We start from the raw sequence: 17168 nt of genomic DNA on the forward strand, positions 1-17168 counted from the left end.
CAATTGGGTAGTCCAGCCTTGTGCTCCCGGCAGGCACCTTGCGCCCGATGGAACAGGCCACCATCTGTGTGAGCCTCAAGGACTTTTGCCATGCTGGATTTCACTTCGGATATCGTCGATGACGCACCGTCATCGGGAACGACAGAATCTGCGCCGGTCGATGATCGGGCGTTGCTGGACGCCTATTCCAAGGCCGTGATCGATGTGACCGACCGCGTCGGTCCCGCCGTCGTGCGCGTCGAGACCGGACCAAAGGTGCCGAACGGTCGCGAGCGCGGCGGGCTCGGCTCGGGCATCGTGATCTCGCCTGATGGCCTCGTGCTCACCAATAGCCACGTGGTTGGCTCGGCCAAGGAGATTCGGCTGCGCGACGTCGAGGGCCATGTCGGCGACGCCCGGGTGCTCGGTGTCGATCCGGACACGGATCTGGCGCTGCTGCGCGCTAACGGCGTGCGCGATCTGCCCTATGCCGCGCTCGGCAATTCCAAGAGTTTGCGGCGCGGCCAACTCGTGATCGCGATCGGCAATCCGCTCGGTTTTGAATCGACCGTGACCGCCGGCGTGGTTTCGGCGCTCGGGCGCTCGATCCGCTCGGTCAGCGGCCGCACCATCGAGGACGTGATCCAGACCGACGCGGCGCTCAATCCCGGCAATTCCGGCGGGCCGCTGGTGTCGTCGAATGCCGAGGTGATCGGCATCAACACGGCGATCATCAATGGTGCGCAAGGCATCTGCTTTGCGGTCGCCAGCAACACCGCGCAATTCGTGCTGTCGGAGATCATCCGGCACGGTTACGTCCGCCGTGCCTTCATCGGCGTTGCCGGGCAGACCGCGCCGATTCCGCGGCGGCATGCGGTGCTGGCCGGCGTCGAGAACAAGATGGGCGCGCTGTTGATGCAGATCGAGCCTGAGGGACCCGCGGCCAAGGCGGGCCTGTTGCCCGGCGATGTTGTGATCAAGCTGGACGGCGTCGACATTAACGGCGTGGACGATCTGATCCGCGTGCTCGACCGCGACCGGATCGGCCGGCGGCTCGCCATGGACGTGCTGCGGCTCGGCCGGCTGCGAGCGGTTGACATCGGCCCCGTAGAGCGGAAGCCGCAGCGCTAGCGCTGGGCCGGCGAGGCGGGGTATGACAGTGTCATGCCTCGCCTCCGGACCCCCGCCGCATGATGCCGGCGCATCAGATCTACGACGTCATTGTCATCGGTGCCGGCGCCGGCGGCATGACGGCTGCGGCCGTCGCGGCCGCCGAAGGCCTGCGCGTGCTGGTGATCGAGAAGACCGCCGTCGTCGGCGGCACCACGGCGTGGTCGGACGGCCAGGTCTGGATTCCCGCCAATTCCAAGATGAGGGAAGCCGGGCTCTCCGACAGCATCACTGATGCCGTCCAGTATCTGTCAAGCACGGTGCCCGAGTCCGCCAATGCGGGCTTGCGCGCGGCCTTTCTTGCGCGCGGGCCGGAGGCGATCGCCTATCTCGAGGCCAAGACGGAAGTGCGCCTTCAGCCGGTGAAGGCCCATCCGGACCACTATCCGGAGCGGCTGGGAGCTACATCCGGCGGGCGCGTACTGGAGCCGGCTGCGTTCGACGGCTCGCGGCTGGGTCAAGCTTTCGCGCGGCTGCGCGCACCGTTGCCGGAATCTACGCTGCTCGGCGGGATGATGGTCAACCGTCTCGACATCCCGCATCTGCGCCGGATCGGAAGATCATTGCGCTCGACCCTACGCGCGGCGCGGCTCGTTTCCGAATACGCGCTGCAGCGGCTGCATAGTCCGCGCGGCACGACGGTGCATCTCGGCAATGCGCTTGCTGCGCAGCTCTACGCGTCGTTGCTGGCGAGGCAGGTCGAAATCCTCTTCAGTGCCGACGTCGCGGATTTGTCGATGCAGGGCGATCGCGTCAGCGGCGTCATTATTCGTGATGGCTCACGCGATCGCCTGATCGGGGCGCGCCGTGGTGTGGTGCTCGCAACCGGTGGCTTTTCGCACGATGCAATTTTGCGCAAGCGATTTTTCCCTGCGGCGGCTCGGTCGGTCTCAGCCACCAATAAATCAGGTACGGGCGACGGCATTCGTCTTGCGATCGCAAGCGGAGCTGCCCTCACTACAGATGCGACGAGCCCGGCCTATTGGGTGCCAGCCTCTCTGTTCCGGCGCGCTGACGGCAGCCGTGGCGTCTTTCCGCATATGACCGATCGCGCCAAGCCCGGCGTGATCGCCGTCGACGCCGCGGGGCGTCGTTTCGTCAATGAAGCGCTGCCGTACCATGAGTTCGTGCTCGCCATGCTGCGCGATCGCGATGGTGAGCCGGACCGGCCGTTCCATCTGATCTGCGATCGACAGTTCCTCTGGACTTACGGGCTCGGCCGTATCAAGCCGTTCACGCGCAATATCCGGCGCTTTGTGGCGGCTGGCGAGCTGATCGAGGCGCCTGACTTCGCGGGGCTTGCGGCCAGGATCGGCATCAAGCCGGCTGTGCTCACAGCGACGATTGCGAGTTACAATTCCGGTGCGAAAGAGGGGCGCGATCCCGAATTCGGCCGTGGCAGCACCATCTACCAGCGCTACCTCGGTGATATCAGCCACAGGCCCAACCCCTGCGTTGCGCCGATTGTCAGTGCGCCGTTCTTCGCGATGCGGATCTATCCGGCCGATCTCGGTACCGCGATCGGCATGAAGGTCGACGCGCAGGCGCGCGTGCTGCGTGAGGACGGCTCGCCGATCGCGGGACTCTACGCGTGTGGCAACGACATGGGCTCGATCCTGAATGGGAATTATCCGGGGCCGGGAATCATGCTCGGGCCGGCACTGACGTTCGGGTATATTGCGGGACGGCACCTGGCAGAGGGGGCGGTGGTGATGTCTGCTGCCGCAGCGAACGCTTCCTCGTAGTGGTAAGCTTTATCAGCGGCTTCCGCCATTGCGAGCGAGCAATCCAGAATCTTTCCACGGAGGCAGTCCTGGATTGCTTTGTCGCTTCAGCGCAAAATTGCTACGCAATTTTGTCGCGAGCTCCTCGCAACGACGTGGAGAGAGTGTGGCCCTAACCATTACTCCGCCGCTGCGGCAAAGCGGCTATTCTCAAGTTCGGCCTCCAGCCGCGCCGTCTCCGCTGCCGCCAGCTTGACGTTGGCTTCCTTGACGTGGCCGAATCCGCGGATCGTCTCCGGCACGCGCGCGAGCCTGGCCAGCAGCGGAATTTGCTCCGCCTTCAGCCCGGCGATCCGCTGATCGATCATGGCGAGATAATCCGCGATCAGCTTCCGCTCGGTCCGCCGTTCCTCGGTGCGGCCGAACGGATCGAACGCGCCGCCGCGCAGGAATTTCAGCTTGGCCAGCACGCGGAAGGCATGGATCATCCAGCCGCCGAACTCCTGCTTCTGAAGCCGCCCCGTCTTTTTGTCGCGTTTTGCAAAGATCGGCGGGGCCAGATGGTACTTCAGCGTAAAGTCGCCATCGAACTTCTCCGACACTTTCTTCGCAAAGCTGCCGTCGGTGTAGAGCCGCGCCACTTCGTATTCGTCCTTGTAGGACATCAGCTTGAACAGGTTCTTCGCGACCGCCTCGGTCAGCTCCGTGGATGTGGGCGAGGCAGTCGCTTCTGCCTTCCGCACCTTGGCGATGGCCTCGAGATAGCGGTCGGCATAGGCCTTGTCCTGATAGCCGGTCAGGAACTCGGCGCGGGTCGCGATGATGTCGTCGAGCGACCTGGTCGGCGCGGAGGCCCGGCTCTTGAATTGGAGCACGCTGCGCACCCGCGACATGTCGTGGGCGGCGAGGCGGCCCCAGGTGAAGGCGAGCTTGTTCATCTCGATCGCGGCGCCGTTGATCTCGATGGCGCGGAGCAGCGCCTCCAGTGACAGCGGGATCGCACCATTCTGGAAGGCGAAGCCGAGCATGAAGGGATTGGTCGCGATGCTATCGCCCATGAGCGCCGCAGCAATACCCGTCGCGTCGATGATGTCGAGATTCTTGTCGCCGACGGCGTCGCGCAGCACGGTCTGCATCGTGCCCATCTCGAAATCGATATCAGGATTTTGCACGAAGCTGGCGGTGGGCTGCAGATCGGCGTTGATATAGGCCTTGGTCAGCCCGCGCTCGGCGCGGCTGAGTGCGGCGGGGCCCGCCGAGACGATCATGTCGCAGCCGAGGATGACGTCGGCGCCGCCTGTGGTGATGCGGACGGCCGAGATATCCTCCGGTTTCGGCGCAATGCGCACATGGCTCATCACCGCGCCGTTCTTCTGCGACAGGCCGGTGAAGTCCAGCGCCGAGCAGCCGCGGCCGTCGACATGGGCGGCCATGCCGAGCAGCGCGCCGATGGTAATGACGCCGGTGCCGCCGATGCCGGTGACGAGGATGCTGTAGGGGCTGTCCAGCTCACGCGCGGGCGGCAGCGGCAAGTCGGCGAACAGTTGGCCGGAATCCACCCCCGATGTTTTCATCCGCTTCAGACTGCCGCCATGCACCGTCACAAAACTCGGGCAAAAGCCTTCGACGCAGGAAAAGTCCTTGTTGCAGTTCGACTGATCGATCTGACGCTTGCGGCCGAACTCGGTCTCCAGAGGCTGCACCGAGACGCAGTTGGAGGCCTGCGAGCAATCGCCGCAGCCTTCGCAGACGAGCTCATTGATGAAGGCGCGCTTGGCGGGATCGGGATAGAGCCCGCGCTTGCGACGCCGGCGTTTTTCCGCGGCGCAGGTCTGGTCGTAGATGATGACGGTGAGGCCCTTGATGTCGCGCAGCTCGCGCTGCACGGCGTCGAGCTCGCGGCGATGATGGATGGTCGCGCCCTGCGGGAAGTAATTGCCGTCAGGATATTTGCCCGGATCGTCGGAGACGATCGCGAGCCGCTTGACGCCTTCGGCCCAGACCTGGTGTGCGATCTGCGCGACATTGAAACTGCCCTCTGCGGGCTGCCCGCCCGTCATCGCGACGGCATCGTTGTAGAGGATCTTGTAGGTGATGTTGATGCCCGCGGCGGAAGCGGCGCGCAGCGCAAGCAGGCCGGAATGGGTGTAGGTGCCGTCGCCGAGGTTCTGGAAGATGTGTTTCTCGGTGGTGAAGGGCGACTGGCCGATCCAGTTCACGCCCTCGGCGCCCATATGCGAGATCAGATCGGTGCGGCGGGTCGGCATGCTCAGGGCCATGCCGTGGCAGCCGATGCCGGCCATGGCGCGGCTGCCCTCGGGCACGCGTGTCGAGGTGTTGTGCGGACAGCCGGAGCAGAAGAACGGCGTGCGCGCGAGCTTGATCGGCGCACTTGACGTGACGGGTTCGTCGAACGCCTCGAGCCGGGCGAGGCGCTGCTCCAGCACCGGGCTGTGGTGGCCGAGCTTGCGCAAGCGTGCCACGAGCGCGCCAGCAACGATGGTCGGCGTCAGTTCGCCCTCGCTCGGCAGCAGTGGCGCACCGCGCTCGTCGCGTTTTCCGGTGACGGTCGGACGCTTCGACGCATCGATGTTGTAGAGGACGCGCATGAGCTGGTCTTCGATGAAGCCGCGCTTCTCCTCGACCACCAGCACGTCCCGAAGGCCTTCGGCGAAACGCCTGGCGCCGCTTTCCTCCAGCGGCCAGGTGAGGGCCACCTTGTAGATGCGCAAGCCCAGATCCTGCGCGTCCTGATCGGTAATGCCGAGATCGGCGAGCGCCTGGCGCAGATCGAGATAGGCCTTGCCGGTCGCGACGATGCCGAGCCGGGCCGGCTTGGAATCGAGCACGATGCGGTCGAGCTGGTTGGCGCGGGCAAAAGCCTGCACCGCTTCCATCTTCGGGCCGAACAGGCGTCGCTCGGCCTCCAGCGGCGGATCGGGCCAGCGGATGTTGAGGCCGCCGGGCGGCATCTCGAAATCCTCGGGCAGCTTGATCTGGATGCGCTCAGGGTCGCTGTAGATGGAAGCCGAGCTCTCTACGGTTTCGCTGATCGCCTTGAAGCCGACCCAGCAGCCGGAGAAGCGCGACAGCGCAAAACCGTAGAGGCCGAGGTCGAGATAGTCCTGCAGTGTTGCCGGATTGATCACGGGAATCAGCGCCGCGGCGAACACCTGCTCGCTCTGATGCGCGAGCGTCGAGGATTGGCAGCCATGGTCGTCGCCGGCGAGCGCCAGCACGCCGCCGTTCAAGGAGGTGCCGGCCGCATTGGCATGCTTGAGCGCATCGACCGAGCGGTCGACGCCGGGGCCCTTGCCGTACCAGATGCCGAACACGCCATCGACCTTGGCGCCGGGAAACAGGCCGACCTGCTGGCTGCCCCAGACTGCAGTTGCGGCAAGGTCCTCATTCAAGCCGGGCACAAAGGCGATGTCGTGCTGCTGAAGGTGCGACTTGGCGCGCCACAGCGCGTGGTCGTACATGCCGAGCGGGGAACCGCGATAGCCGGAGATGAAGCCGCCGGTGTTGAGCCCCCGGAGCCGGTCGCGTTCGCGCTGCAACATGGGCAGGCGAACCAGGGCCTGCGTCCCGGACAGGAAGATCCGCTTCGATTCGAGCCGGTATTTATCATCCAGCTCGACCTGCAACAGCGTCATTTCAGGAGTCCTCGTCGTCGTGACCGGTGGGAATTTTGCGCCGCGGAAAGTGGGGCGACCTGCGAAGCGGATGCTGGCAGTCAAAAGCATGGAGCACCGAAGTCAATATCGCTGGCCGCATCCGTGGCGGGCCTGCTAGTCATGGCTGCCTGTGGAGGAGCCCATGACTGCAAGAGCGTTCGATACCGACATCACCGAAACCGCCGAGGCACTGATCGGCCCGTGGCGTCAGCCGCACCAGATGCTGCACGCGCAGGTTTACGACGCGCATGCGTCGATCCACGACGATGTCACCGCGCAGAAGCTCGGCTTCAAGGGCGGCACCATCGAAGGTCCCACGCATTTTAGCCAGTTCGCCCCGCTCGGCGCGCGGCTGTGGGGACAGGCCTGGTTCGAGAGCGGCTGTCTCTCCGCGCACTACCGCAGCGTCTGCTATGAGGGCGAGGAGGTGCAGGCGATCCTGTCAAAACCTTTGCCCGGAACGCGCCAGTGCCAAATCCAGATGGTGAAGCGCGACGGCACCGAGGTGCTGCGTGGCACGGCCTCAGTCGGCGATCCAGGCGCGGCCACAGCGCTCGAGACGCGCCTCACCGAACTTAAGCCGCTTGCCAATCCCGTCATCCTGCGCGACGTGCAGGTGGCTCGCACCAGCAAGCGGCAAACGGTGCGGATGGCGTTCGACCAGAACATGGGGGACCTCTATCCGTTCTCGCTGCGGCAGAAACTGGCCGTCATCACCGAGAACTCCCCTTACTATTCCGGCGCTGACAATCCGTGGGGCAAAGCGATCATCCCGATGGAGATGTTGAGCGTGCTGTTCCAATACCGCTCCAAGGACGATCCGCTGCCCGCGAAGGGGCCGGCGGTCGGCCTGTTTGCCGACCAGGAGATCAGGCTGTTGAGGGGACCGATCTTCGTCGACGAGGAGTACGAGATCGAGCGCGAGGTGGTCGCGTTGTCGGGCAGCCGCCGGACCGAGAGCGCCTGGGTGAAGACGCGCGTGTTCGACAAGGCGGGCGCGTTGGTCGCGACGATGCTGCTCAACATGGCGACGCTGAAGGATTCCTATGCGCCGTATGAAGAGGAGCATCGGCGACTCTATGGGGCGGGACGGTAACACCACAGCCATCATGCCGGGGCGCGCGTAGCGCGCACCCGGAATCCATTTCACCACGCGTTTTGCTGCCTGATGGATTCCGGGCCCCCGACTTTGTCGCACTCCGGAATGACCACTGAAGCCGCTCATCCTTTGTGCAAGTGCCCGTCGCCAAGCCGTCGCACAGGGAATAAGCAGACAGCCATCTCCATCGTAACATTTTGAGTGTGCTGCGAATTCTCTCGCCGCCCACGCTCGACCGCAATTGTACACAATGGCACGGCGCTTGCAGAACTCCGTGCAAAGAGAGTTCTCGCGGGGGCCTGCGTCATGTTGAACTCAACCAAGCCGACACAGGGCGTCATCAGCGCCGAGCCTGAGCCGATCAAGCTCGATTGGTCGTCGACCGCGCTCGTGATCATCGACATGCAGCGCGACTTCATGGAGCCCGGCGGCTTCGGCGAGACGCTCGGCAACGACGTCAGCCAGCTCGCGCGTGCGGTAAAGCCGATCGGCGCGGTGCTGAAGGCCGCGCGCGACACCGGCATGCTGGTGATCCATACCCGCGAAGGCCATCTGCCCGATCTCTCCGATGCGCCACCAGCGAAAGTCGAGCGCGGCGCGCCGTCTTTGCGGATCGGCGATCCCGGTCCGATGGGCCGCATCCTCATTCGTGGCGAGGCCGGCCACGACATCATCCCCGAGCTCTATCCGCTCGACAGCGAGGTCGTGATCGACAAGCCTGGCAAGGGTGCGTTCTACGCCACCGAACTGACCGATGTGCTGGAGAAATACGGCATCGAGAATCTGCTCGTGTGCGGCGTCACCACCGAAGTGTGCGTCAACACCACCGTGCGCGAGGCCAATGACCGCGGCTATCGCTGCGTCGTCATCTCGGACGGCTGCGCATCCTACTTCCCCGAATTTCACGAGATGGGCCTGAAGATGATCAAGGCCCAAGGCGGCATCTTCGGCTGGGTCGCAACCTCAGCCGCAGTCTTGGAGGCAATGAAGGTTTAGACCACACAGGGGTACTATCATGAGCACATTGACGGGGACGGCCGGCAAGTCCGAGTTCAAGCCGGCGCTATGGACATCGGGCGACTGGAACGCGTTTTTCGGCTTCGGGACCAACATCCTCGTCAACATGCTGGTGCTCACGGGCCTGCTGCGCTTCGTGTTGAAGATGCCGGACAGTCTCGTGTTCGGCCGCATCCTGCCCGCGCTCGGGCTGATGATGTGCCTCTCGACCTTCTATTACGCTTACCTCGCCTATCGGCTCGCGAAAAAGACTGGCCGCAGCGATGTCTGCGCGCTGCCGTCGGGCGTCAGCGTACCGCACATGTTCATCGTCACTTTCGTGATCATGCTGCCGATCACGCTGAAGACCGGCGACCCCATGAAGGGCTGGTCGGCGGGCCTCGTCTGGGTGTTCTTCCAGAGCTTCATCCTGATGATCGGCGGCTTCATCGCGCCGTTCATCCGCAAGATCACGCCGCGCGCGGCCCTGCTTGGCACGCTTGCCGGCGTCTCCGTCACCTTCATCTCGATGCGGCCTGCGCTGGAGATGTACATGACGCCGCAGATCGGTCTGGTCTGCTTTGCCATCATCCTGGTGAGCTGGTTCGGCGGCGTGAAATATTGGCGCGGCATTCCCGCGGGGCTCGTTGCCATCGCGGCCGGCATGATCATCGCGTGGGGCTCGAACCTGTTCGGGCTTGGTCTTGGCGGGTTGAGCGTCGCGGGTGTCGGCGCCGCGTTCGCCAATTTCGGCTTCTCGGTGCCGCTTCCCGCCGTGGGCTACGTCTTCTCGGGCTTTGAATTCCTCGGCGTCATCCTCGTCACCGCCATTCCGTTCGGCATTTATGACCTCGTCGAGGCTATGGACAATGTCGAGAGTGCGGAGGCGGCCGGCGACGAATATCCGACCACGCGCGTGCTCACCGCAGACGGCGTCGTCAGCCTGATCGGCTGCCTGATGGGCAATCCCTTCATCAACGCCGTCTATATCGGTCATCCCGGCTGGAAGGCGATGGGCGGTCGCATCGGTTATTCGGCCGCGACCGGCATCATGGTGGTGGTGCTGGCCTGGTTCGGCATCATCTCGGTGCTGCTGGCCTTGGTGCCTGTCGTCGCGATTTCGCCGATCCTGCTCTATATCGGCATGCTGATCGGCGCGCAGGCGTTCCAGACCACGCCGGTCAAGCACGCGCCCGCGATCGTGCTGGCGCTGACGCCGCACCTCGCCGCCTGGGCCAAGCTCCAGATCGACACCATGCTTGGCTCGACCATGATGGCCGCGACCAGCGTCGGCGGCCTCGCCGCCGACAAGGCCGACGCCGTCAAGGCTGCCGCGATCGCCGCGCTGCCGCAGCAGGGTGTGTTCTATCATGGTCTCGAAGTGATGGGCGGCGGCTCCATCCTCGCCGGCCTCATCCTGGGCGCAATCGGCGTCTTCGTCATCGAGCGTGATTTCGAGAAGGCGTCGGCCTTCGCGCTCGTCGGAGCCGTGCTGACTTATTTTGGCTTCATGCACGGCGAGGCGGTCGGTATCGGCGGCGGCTTTGGTGTGACGCCCGCCGTGGCGTTCGCCTACGCCGTGATGGCGGCGGGCCTGTTCGCCGCTAGTAAGGTCGGCGCCAGCGAACATTATGCCGCGCATCCGGAGATGCGCGCCGCGCCGGCGGAGTAGGCCAATATGAACAAATGGCCGGGCCACATTGTTTGGCCCGGCCATTTCATTTACGCTGTGACTACCCGCCCTTGACGGCCCCGGCCGTGAGCCCAGCCACGATCTGTCGCTGGGCGAACACCGTGAGCAGCAGCACCGGGAGGGTGACGATCAGCGCGGCGGCGGCCAGCGGGCCCCAGCTCAGCTGGTCGAACGAGATCATATTGTAGACGGCGACGGGCAGGGTGCGGGTCTCGCGTCCCGCCAGCACGATGCCGAACACAAAATTGTTCCAGGAGAAGATCACGGACAGGATGAAAGCAACCGCGATGCCGGGCTTTGCGATCGGCAGCGCGACGTGCCGGAACACCTGCCAGCGGCCTGCCCCGTCAATGAGTGCGGCTTCCTCCAGCTCCAGCGGCGTCGTTTCGAAATAGCCGATCATGATCCAGATCACGATCGGCACCGTCACCACGAGATGGATGATGATCTGCGGCACCAGCGTGCCGAGCAGGCCGAGCCACTGGAACAGCAGGAACAGCGGGATCAAATAGGACAGGCCGGGTGTGATTCGGGCGATCAGGATGACGATCGCGGATTTGTGCGCGGCCATGCGTGCGATGCCGTAGCCGGCGGGAACGCCAACCATCAGCGCAAGCGCGGTCGCGCCCCCGGTAACGATCAGGCTGTTGAAGAAATAGGTTACGAAGCGGTTTGAGGCGAGCACGTCGGCATAGTTCTTCCAGGCGACGTGCTCAGGGATGAACACCGGCGGGTAGGCGGCGTTGTCGACCTCGAATTTGAGCGACAGCGACAGCATCCAGAGGAAGAACAGGATGGCCGGCGACACGATGACGAGCACCGCGAACCACAGGCTGATCCTGCTGATGATTTGCTTCGCGGTCATGCGTCGCTCGCGATCTCGCTCCACAGCATGCGCTGGCGCATGTAGAGCATCAGAGCCGCGAGGGCGACGATCAGGAGGAAGAACACCACCGCGATCGCCGAACCGTAGCCGAGGTCGTAATAGGTGAAGGCGACGCTGTAGAGATAGATGTTGATCGTCTCGGATGCCGAGCCCGGTCCACCTTGCGTGATCGCGAAGATGATGTCGAAGCTCTTCACAGCGTCGATCATGCGGATCATGCCTGCGATAAACAGGAATGGCATGATCAGCGGCAGGGTGATGAAGCGGAAGACCTGCCACAGGCTGGCGCCGTCGATCTGCGCGCTCTCATAGGGCTCGGTCGGGATCGCGGCGAGCCCGCCAAGCACGATCAGCATCACCAGCGGCGTCCATTGCCAGGTCTCGACGAGCACCAGCGAGGGGATCACCGTTGCCGGATGAAACACCCAGAGCTGCGCGGGGATACCCACCAGCGACAGCAGATAGTTCAGCACGCCGAGCTGCGGGTGGAACATCATGGTCCAGACCAGCGCGATCGCCACCGGCGTTGCCATCATCGGCATGATGAAGATGCCGCGCAGGAAGCCACGGCCGGCGAACTTCTGGTGAAAGACCACAGCCGCGAACGTGCCGAACACGAGCGGCAACAGCACGGAAAGCACGGTATAGACGAGGGTATGCCCGATCGCTTCGATGAAGCGGGGATCGCTGGTCAATCGCAGATAGTTGGAGAACCCGACGAAGGTGGTCGGCGAGCCGACTTTCCACTCGTTCAGGCTCATCCAGATGGTGAAGACCCACGGGAAGATGATGATCGCGAGCACGACGACCAGCGCCGGCACCACGAACGGCCAGTAGGACGGCGGCCGCAATTCCTTCTCCGGCGCGACATCAGACTGTGCCGCGGCCGGAGCAGATTGTGTCAACGCACTCACGCCTTTTCGCTGCGCTCCAGGATCGGCCTGAACTGATCGTTGGCCTTCTTCAACTCGGTGGCAGGATCGGCACCCGACAGTGTAGCTGTGAGCGCCGCGCCGACGATGTCGCGGAATTCTGCGACCGGGATCACCACGGGAAGGCCGAGCTTGCTGATCTTGGCGGAATCGATCACCGATTGCAGCCATTCCTTGGGCATCTTCACGCCCTTCTGGATTTCGGGATCGTTCAGGATCGAGTTGCGGAACGGCACGCCGCCGCCGGCTTGCAGCAGCCGGGCGCCTTGCTGCTTCGAGACCATCCACTGGCACAGCAGGTAGGCGGCTTCCTTGTTCTTGCTGGCGGCTGGAATGCCGACGCCGTCACCGTAGGTCGCCGAATATTGTCCTTTCGGTCCGGCGGGCACGACGGTGTAGCCGACCTTGCCGACCACGCGCGAGGCGGCGGGATCCTCGAGCGGCGGCGCCCAGCCGACGCCGTCGATCCACATCGCCGAGCGTCCTTGCGTGAATGAGGCCATGGACTCCATCCAGTTGAAGCCGGCCACGCCGGGCGGCGCGACCTTCGTCAGCAGCGTCTGGTAGAGCTTGGTCGCGGCGATAGCCTCCGGGCCATCGGTCAGGATGTTGCCCTTGGCGTCGAGGAATTCGCCGCCATAGTCGAGGAAGAAGTTGGTCCACAATGTCATATTGGCATTGCGCAGGCCGCGTCCGACGAAGCCGAAGGTGCCTTCCTTCGGATCGGTGAGCTTTTCGGCAACGGCGACCATTTCATCGAGCGTCTTCGGAACGGCGACGCCCTTCTTCTGGAACAACTCCTTGTTGTAGTAGAGGATGAAATAGTCGACGGACCAGGGCAGCGACAACATTTGTCCCTTGTCGTTCTTGGCGTATTGTAGGCCGGCGGCCGAGAAATCGCTCTCGACAAGATCAGGCGCTGTCAGCGTCGGGTCCTTCATGAAGGGCGTCATGTCGGCGAGCCAGCCGGCCTTCTCGAATTGCCGCTTCTGCACGTGATAGCTGAGATGGACGACGTCGAAGCTCGGCCGCCCCGAGGTCAGCTCGATCACGCATTTCTGCCGCTGCTGCTGCTCGGGGATCTGCTCGGATTCGACCTGGATCCCGGTGAGCTCGGTGAATTCCTTGACGTATTTCTGCAGATTATCGCCGCGCGGTCCCTTGGCGAGGATCACCTCCAGCTTGGTCCCGGCGTACTTCTTCCAGTTCACCTCGGCGCGCGCCGGCAATCCTGTCAGGCCGAGCGCGCCAGCTGCGGCAGTGCCCGTCAGAAGCGCACGGCGCGAGATTTTGTGGTCAGCCACTTTAGTCCCTCCCTGTGACTCATTTTGGGGGATACTAGCGACCGTTCCGCGCCTGCCTAGCCCTAATTTGGGCATTAGGGTCGCGCACCCGGCGTTTCCATCGGCATTCCGCGGGCTCGCGACATCAGATAGAGCTCGAGCGCGACCAGTTCGGGCGTGCCATAACCATAGGCCTGGGCGCGAACTCCGGTCATGCAGCTTCGCAAGCGCTGCTCCAGCGATCCCAGCGTTCGCCATTCCAGCCGATAGATTGGATAGCCGGTCGGCTGTCCTTGCGTGATCGGTGAGCCCGCGAGGCGCTTGTCGAAGTTGTCGTCGTGGCAGTTGGTGCAGGCAAGGTTGAGTTGACCTTCACGCTGCATGAAAAGATGTCGGCCCCGTTCGACAAAAGGCTTCAGCTGCGGATCGTCCCCCGCCGTAATTGCGACGCCGCGGGACTGGGTCGCGCCATCTCCCTGAATGCCAGCGACATGGTCTGGGACGACGTCCGGGCGCGAGCGACGCGCGACAGTTCGTCCCTTTTACCGAGGTGCAACGCCGCGCCGCTTTGCTACACTGAGGTAAAGCATTCGAAAAGTTCCCTGGGGGTTCCGTGAACGTGCCGCAGCCCTGCAACGTGCTCATGCTCTATCCGCTGTTCACCGCGGAGTCCTTCTGGAGTTTTGGCGAGTCCTGCAAGCTGATGGGTGTGCGGCGTCCTGCCGCGCCGCTGGGGCTGATCACCGTTGCGGCGATGTTGCCGGAGAGCTGGACGGTCAAGCTCATCGACTGCAATACGCAACCCTTTGGTGATGAGGATCTCGCCTGGGCCGACGTGATCTTCACCGGTGGCATGCTGCCGCAGCAGGCCGATACGCTGCGGCTGATCGACAAGTGTCGTGCGGCGGGCAAGCCGGTGGTGGTCGGCGGGCCCGATCCGACGTCAAGCCCCCACATTTACCAGAAGGCCGATTTCCAGGTGCTCGGCGAAGCCGAGGGCATCATCGACGAGTTCATCGCCGCCTGGGACAGCGGGAAGCGCTCCGGCGTCTTCACCGCGCCTAAATTCCAGGCCGATGTCACCAAGACGCCGGTGCCGCGCTTCGATCTGCTCAGATTCGAGGACTATCTCTATCTCGGCGTGCAATATTCGCGCGGCTGTCCGTTCACCTGCGAGTTCTGCGACATCATCGAGCTCTACGGGCGCGTGCCGCGCACCAAGACGACCGAGCAGATGTTCGTCGAGCTCGATCGGCTCTACGAGATGGGCTATCGCGGCCATCTCGACTTCGTCGACGACAATTTCATCGGCAACAAGAAGTCGCTGCGCCAGTTCCTGCCCCGGCTCGCGGAATGGCAGCGCGCGCACGGCTACCCCTTCGAATTGTCGACCGAAGCCTCCGTCAATCTGGCTGACGATCCCGAATTGCTGGAGCTGATGGGGGCGGCGAATTTCTTCGGCATTTTCGTCGGCATCGAAAGTCCGGATCCTGCGACGTTGGTCGCGATGCGAAAGAAGCAGAACACGCGGCGCAACATCGCGGAGAGCATCCACAAGATCTATGCCGCCGGCATGCTCGTCACCGCCGGCTTCATCGTCGGCTTCGACAATGAGAAGGTCTCGATGGCGGATGCCATGGTGGGCTTCATCGAGGAGGCCGCGATTCCCGTCGCCATGGTCGGCCTGCTCTATGCCTTGCCGAACACGCAGCTCACGCGGCGTCTCGCCAAGGAAGGCCGTCTGCATCCGGATCACGATCTCGCCTCGACCACAGGCGGCGACCAATGCACCGGCGGTATCAATTTCGATCCGGTGCGCCCGCTGCGCGAGATCCTGATGGACTACAAGAACGTGCTGGAGCGGATTTACAGTCCTGCCGCCTATGCCGGGAGGGTCGACAAGTTGATGACCTTGCTCGACCGTTCGCGGCAGCGCCGCGAACTCGCCGAGGGCGACATCCGCGCGCGGGTCGGGGCGATGGAGACGGTGCACCGCGTGGTGACCGCGATCCCCGAGGCGCGCGGACCGCTCTGGCAGACCTTCATGAACTGCGCCAAGCGCGATAGTTCCTCGGCGCGGATCGCGGTGCAGATGATTGCGGCCTATGCCCATCTCGGCCCGTTCTCGCGCAAGGTCATCGATGCCATCGACGCGCGCCTTGCCGCGCTCGACGACAATACCGTGATCCCGGCAGCGGCCATCGACGTGACCGCAGCACAGCATCTCGCGTAGGGCGTCACTTCACCGCCAGCCGCAAAAAGCTCATCACGCTGCCGAGCACGGCAAAGCCTGCGCCTAACGCCAGCGCCACGGTGGCGCCGTTGTGGCCGGCGAGGGCAAAGCACGCTGCGGCGAGTGCTGCGCCGGTCGTCTGTCCGGTCAGGCGTGCGGTGGCGACGATGCCCGAGGCGCTGCCGCCGCGGTGCGGCGGCGCGCTTGACATGATCGCCTTCATGTTTGGAGCCTGGAAGAAGCCAAACCCCATCCCGCAGATCACGATCCTCCAGACGATATCAGGGATGCTCGGGTTTGCCGGAAGCAGCGCAAGCAGCGCCATGCCGAGGCCGAGCAGGATCAGGCCGACTCCGCCAAGAAGACCGACCGGATGGCGATCGGAAAGGCGCCCCGCAATCGGGGCCATGATGCCGACCACCAGCGGCCACGGCGTCATGAAGAAGCCGGTCTCGACCTGCGAGCGGCCGAGCACGTCCTCGAAATAGAACGGTAGCGAGACGAAGGCGAGGCCCTGCACCGCGAAGGAGCAGACCGCGGTCGCCGCCGACAGCGCGAACATCGGGCGGCTGAACAAATCGATCGGCAGCATCGGCGCTGGATGAGCGGCGTGACGGCGCGTCAGGATGAAGCCGAGCGCGAGCGCCGTGACCAGCTCGACGCCCACAAGAGCCGGCGACAGATTGTGCGCGGCGCTGCCGATGCCCGTGATGAACAGGCCGAGGCAGATGGCGGCGAGCAGCGCGCCGAGGAAATCAAAACCGTGATCGGCGCGTGGCGTCTTCGGCAGCATCGCAAAGCCGATGCCGGTTGCGACGAGGCCGAACGGGATGTTGACCGCGAACAGCCATGGCCACGGGCCGACGGCAAGGATCGCGGACGCAATCGACGGCCCGAAGGTGAAGGCGGTCGCGACCACGAGCGCATTGTGGCCGAAGCCGCGGCCCTGCATCCGGCCGGGATAGACGAAGCGCACCAGTGCGGTGTTGACGCTCATGATGCCGCTGGCCCCTAAGCCCTGCAGCGTGCGCGCGACCAGCAGGCTGTCCAGCGACCACGCAACCGCGCAGAACAGCGAGGCGATGGTGAACAGCATGAGGCCGCCGAGATAGATGCGCTGGTGCCCGACGATCTCGCCGAGCGCCCCGAGCGGCAGCAGGGTCGCGACCAGCGCGATCTGGTAGACATTGACCACCCAGACCGACTGCTCCGGGCTGACATGCAGGTCGGCGGCAATGGCGGGCAGGGCGATGTTGGCGATCGCGGTGTCGAGCGAGGCCATCGCCAGTGCCGTGAAGATCGCGGCAATCGCCCAGCGGCGCTGCTCGGCCGGCAGGCCGTCGGCAACGGGATGATCGGGCTCGCGCGTTGCGGCAGGTAACGTTGATGTCATTGCCTCAGCGCGTCGCTCCGGCGGTCTGGCGTCGATGATCTCAGGTCATGTACTACGCTTGCGGCGGCTTCCACAGACACGCGCTTGCATGCACTGTATGCGC

At 64.2% G+C, this 17168-nt stretch carries 11 protein-coding genes and 1 pseudogene; 6 read left to right on the forward strand and 6 right to left on the reverse strand.

Annotated elements, in window-relative coordinates:
* The first annotated feature begins 90 nt into the window (after nucleotides 1-90).
* Nucleotides 91-1110, forward strand: a complete 1020-nt coding sequence (locus XH88_RS20395; RefSeq protein WP_271670035.1) for a S1C family serine protease — start codon at nucleotides 91-93, stop codon at nucleotides 1108-1110.
* 59 nt (nucleotides 1111-1169) lie between these two features.
* Nucleotides 1170-2894: an FAD-dependent oxidoreductase gene (locus XH88_RS20400; protein ID WP_271670036.1), complete on the forward strand. Its 1725-nt coding sequence runs from the start codon at nucleotides 1170-1172 to the stop codon at nucleotides 2892-2894.
* A 158-nt stretch (nucleotides 2895-3052) separates the two neighbouring features.
* Here XH88_RS20400 and XH88_RS20405 read toward each other — a convergent pair whose 3' ends face one another.
* Nucleotides 3053-6529 carry an indolepyruvate ferredoxin oxidoreductase family protein gene (locus XH88_RS20405; RefSeq protein WP_271670037.1) on the reverse strand — a complete coding sequence of 1159 codons (3477 nt, stop codon included), beginning with the start codon at nucleotides 6527-6529 and terminating at the stop codon, nucleotides 3053-3055.
* 163 nt (nucleotides 6530-6692) lie between these two features.
* Between XH88_RS20405 and XH88_RS20410 the strand changes: the two genes are divergently transcribed.
* The 3 genes from XH88_RS20410 (at nucleotide 6693) to XH88_RS20420 (ending at nucleotide 10317) form a co-directional block, all read left to right on the forward strand.
* The gene (locus XH88_RS20410; protein ID WP_271670038.1) at nucleotides 6693-7646 is read left to right on the forward strand and encodes a hypothetical protein; all 954 of its coding nucleotides are present in this window, start codon (nucleotides 6693-6695) and stop codon (nucleotides 7644-7646) included.
* A gap of 309 nt (nucleotides 7647-7955) precedes the next feature.
* The gene (locus XH88_RS20415; RefSeq protein WP_271670039.1) at nucleotides 7956-8645 is read left to right on the forward strand and encodes a cysteine hydrolase family protein; all 690 of its coding nucleotides are present in this window, start codon (nucleotides 7956-7958) and stop codon (nucleotides 8643-8645) included.
* A 19-nt stretch (nucleotides 8646-8664) separates the two neighbouring features.
* On the forward strand, nucleotides 8665-10317 hold the full coding sequence (locus XH88_RS20420) for a regulator (RefSeq protein WP_271670040.1): 1653 nt from the start codon (nucleotides 8665-8667) through the stop codon (nucleotides 10315-10317).
* A gap of 61 nt (nucleotides 10318-10378) precedes the next feature.
* Here XH88_RS20420 and XH88_RS20425 read toward each other — a convergent pair whose 3' ends face one another.
* The 4 genes and pseudogenes from XH88_RS20425 to soxA all read right to left on the reverse strand — a co-directional run.
* A complete protein-coding gene (locus tag XH88_RS20425; protein WP_271670041.1) occupies nucleotides 10379-11203 on the reverse strand; it encodes a carbohydrate ABC transporter permease in 825 nt (274 codons plus the stop codon).
* Nucleotides 11200-12138: a carbohydrate ABC transporter permease gene (locus XH88_RS20430; protein WP_271670042.1), complete on the reverse strand. Its 939-nt coding sequence runs from the start codon at nucleotides 12136-12138 to the stop codon at nucleotides 11200-11202. Before XH88_RS20430 ends, XH88_RS20425 begins: the two co-directional genes overlap by 4 nt.
* Nucleotides 12135-13460 (reverse strand): ABC transporter substrate-binding protein, encoded by a 1326-nt coding sequence (locus XH88_RS20435; protein WP_271670043.1) that lies wholly within the window; start codon nucleotides 13458-13460, stop codon nucleotides 12135-12137. Before XH88_RS20435 ends, XH88_RS20430 begins: the two co-directional genes overlap by 4 nt.
* 74 nt (nucleotides 13461-13534) lie before the next feature.
* Nucleotides 13535-13906 (reverse strand): annotated as a pseudogene (gene soxA, locus XH88_RS20440) (sulfur oxidation c-type cytochrome SoxA); the annotation flags it as partial.
* Between the two features lie 146 nt (nucleotides 13907-14052).
* On the opposite strand from soxA, the gene XH88_RS20445 reads away from it, so the two are divergent.
* Entirely contained in the window at nucleotides 14053-15672 is a 1620-nt protein-coding gene (locus XH88_RS20445) for a B12-binding domain-containing radical SAM protein (protein WP_271670044.1), read from the forward strand.
* A gap of 4 nt (nucleotides 15673-15676) precedes the next feature.
* Here XH88_RS20445 and XH88_RS20450 read toward each other — a convergent pair whose 3' ends face one another.
* A complete protein-coding gene (locus XH88_RS20450) occupies nucleotides 15677-17065 on the reverse strand; it encodes an MFS transporter (RefSeq protein WP_271670045.1) in 1389 nt (462 codons plus the stop codon).
* Between the last annotated feature and the right edge of the window lie 103 nt (nucleotides 17066-17168).

Origin of the sequence: Bradyrhizobium sp. CCBAU 51627 (assembly GCF_028128765.1) — a bacterium.
Classification (GTDB): domain Bacteria; phylum Pseudomonadota; class Alphaproteobacteria; order Rhizobiales; family Xanthobacteraceae; genus Bradyrhizobium.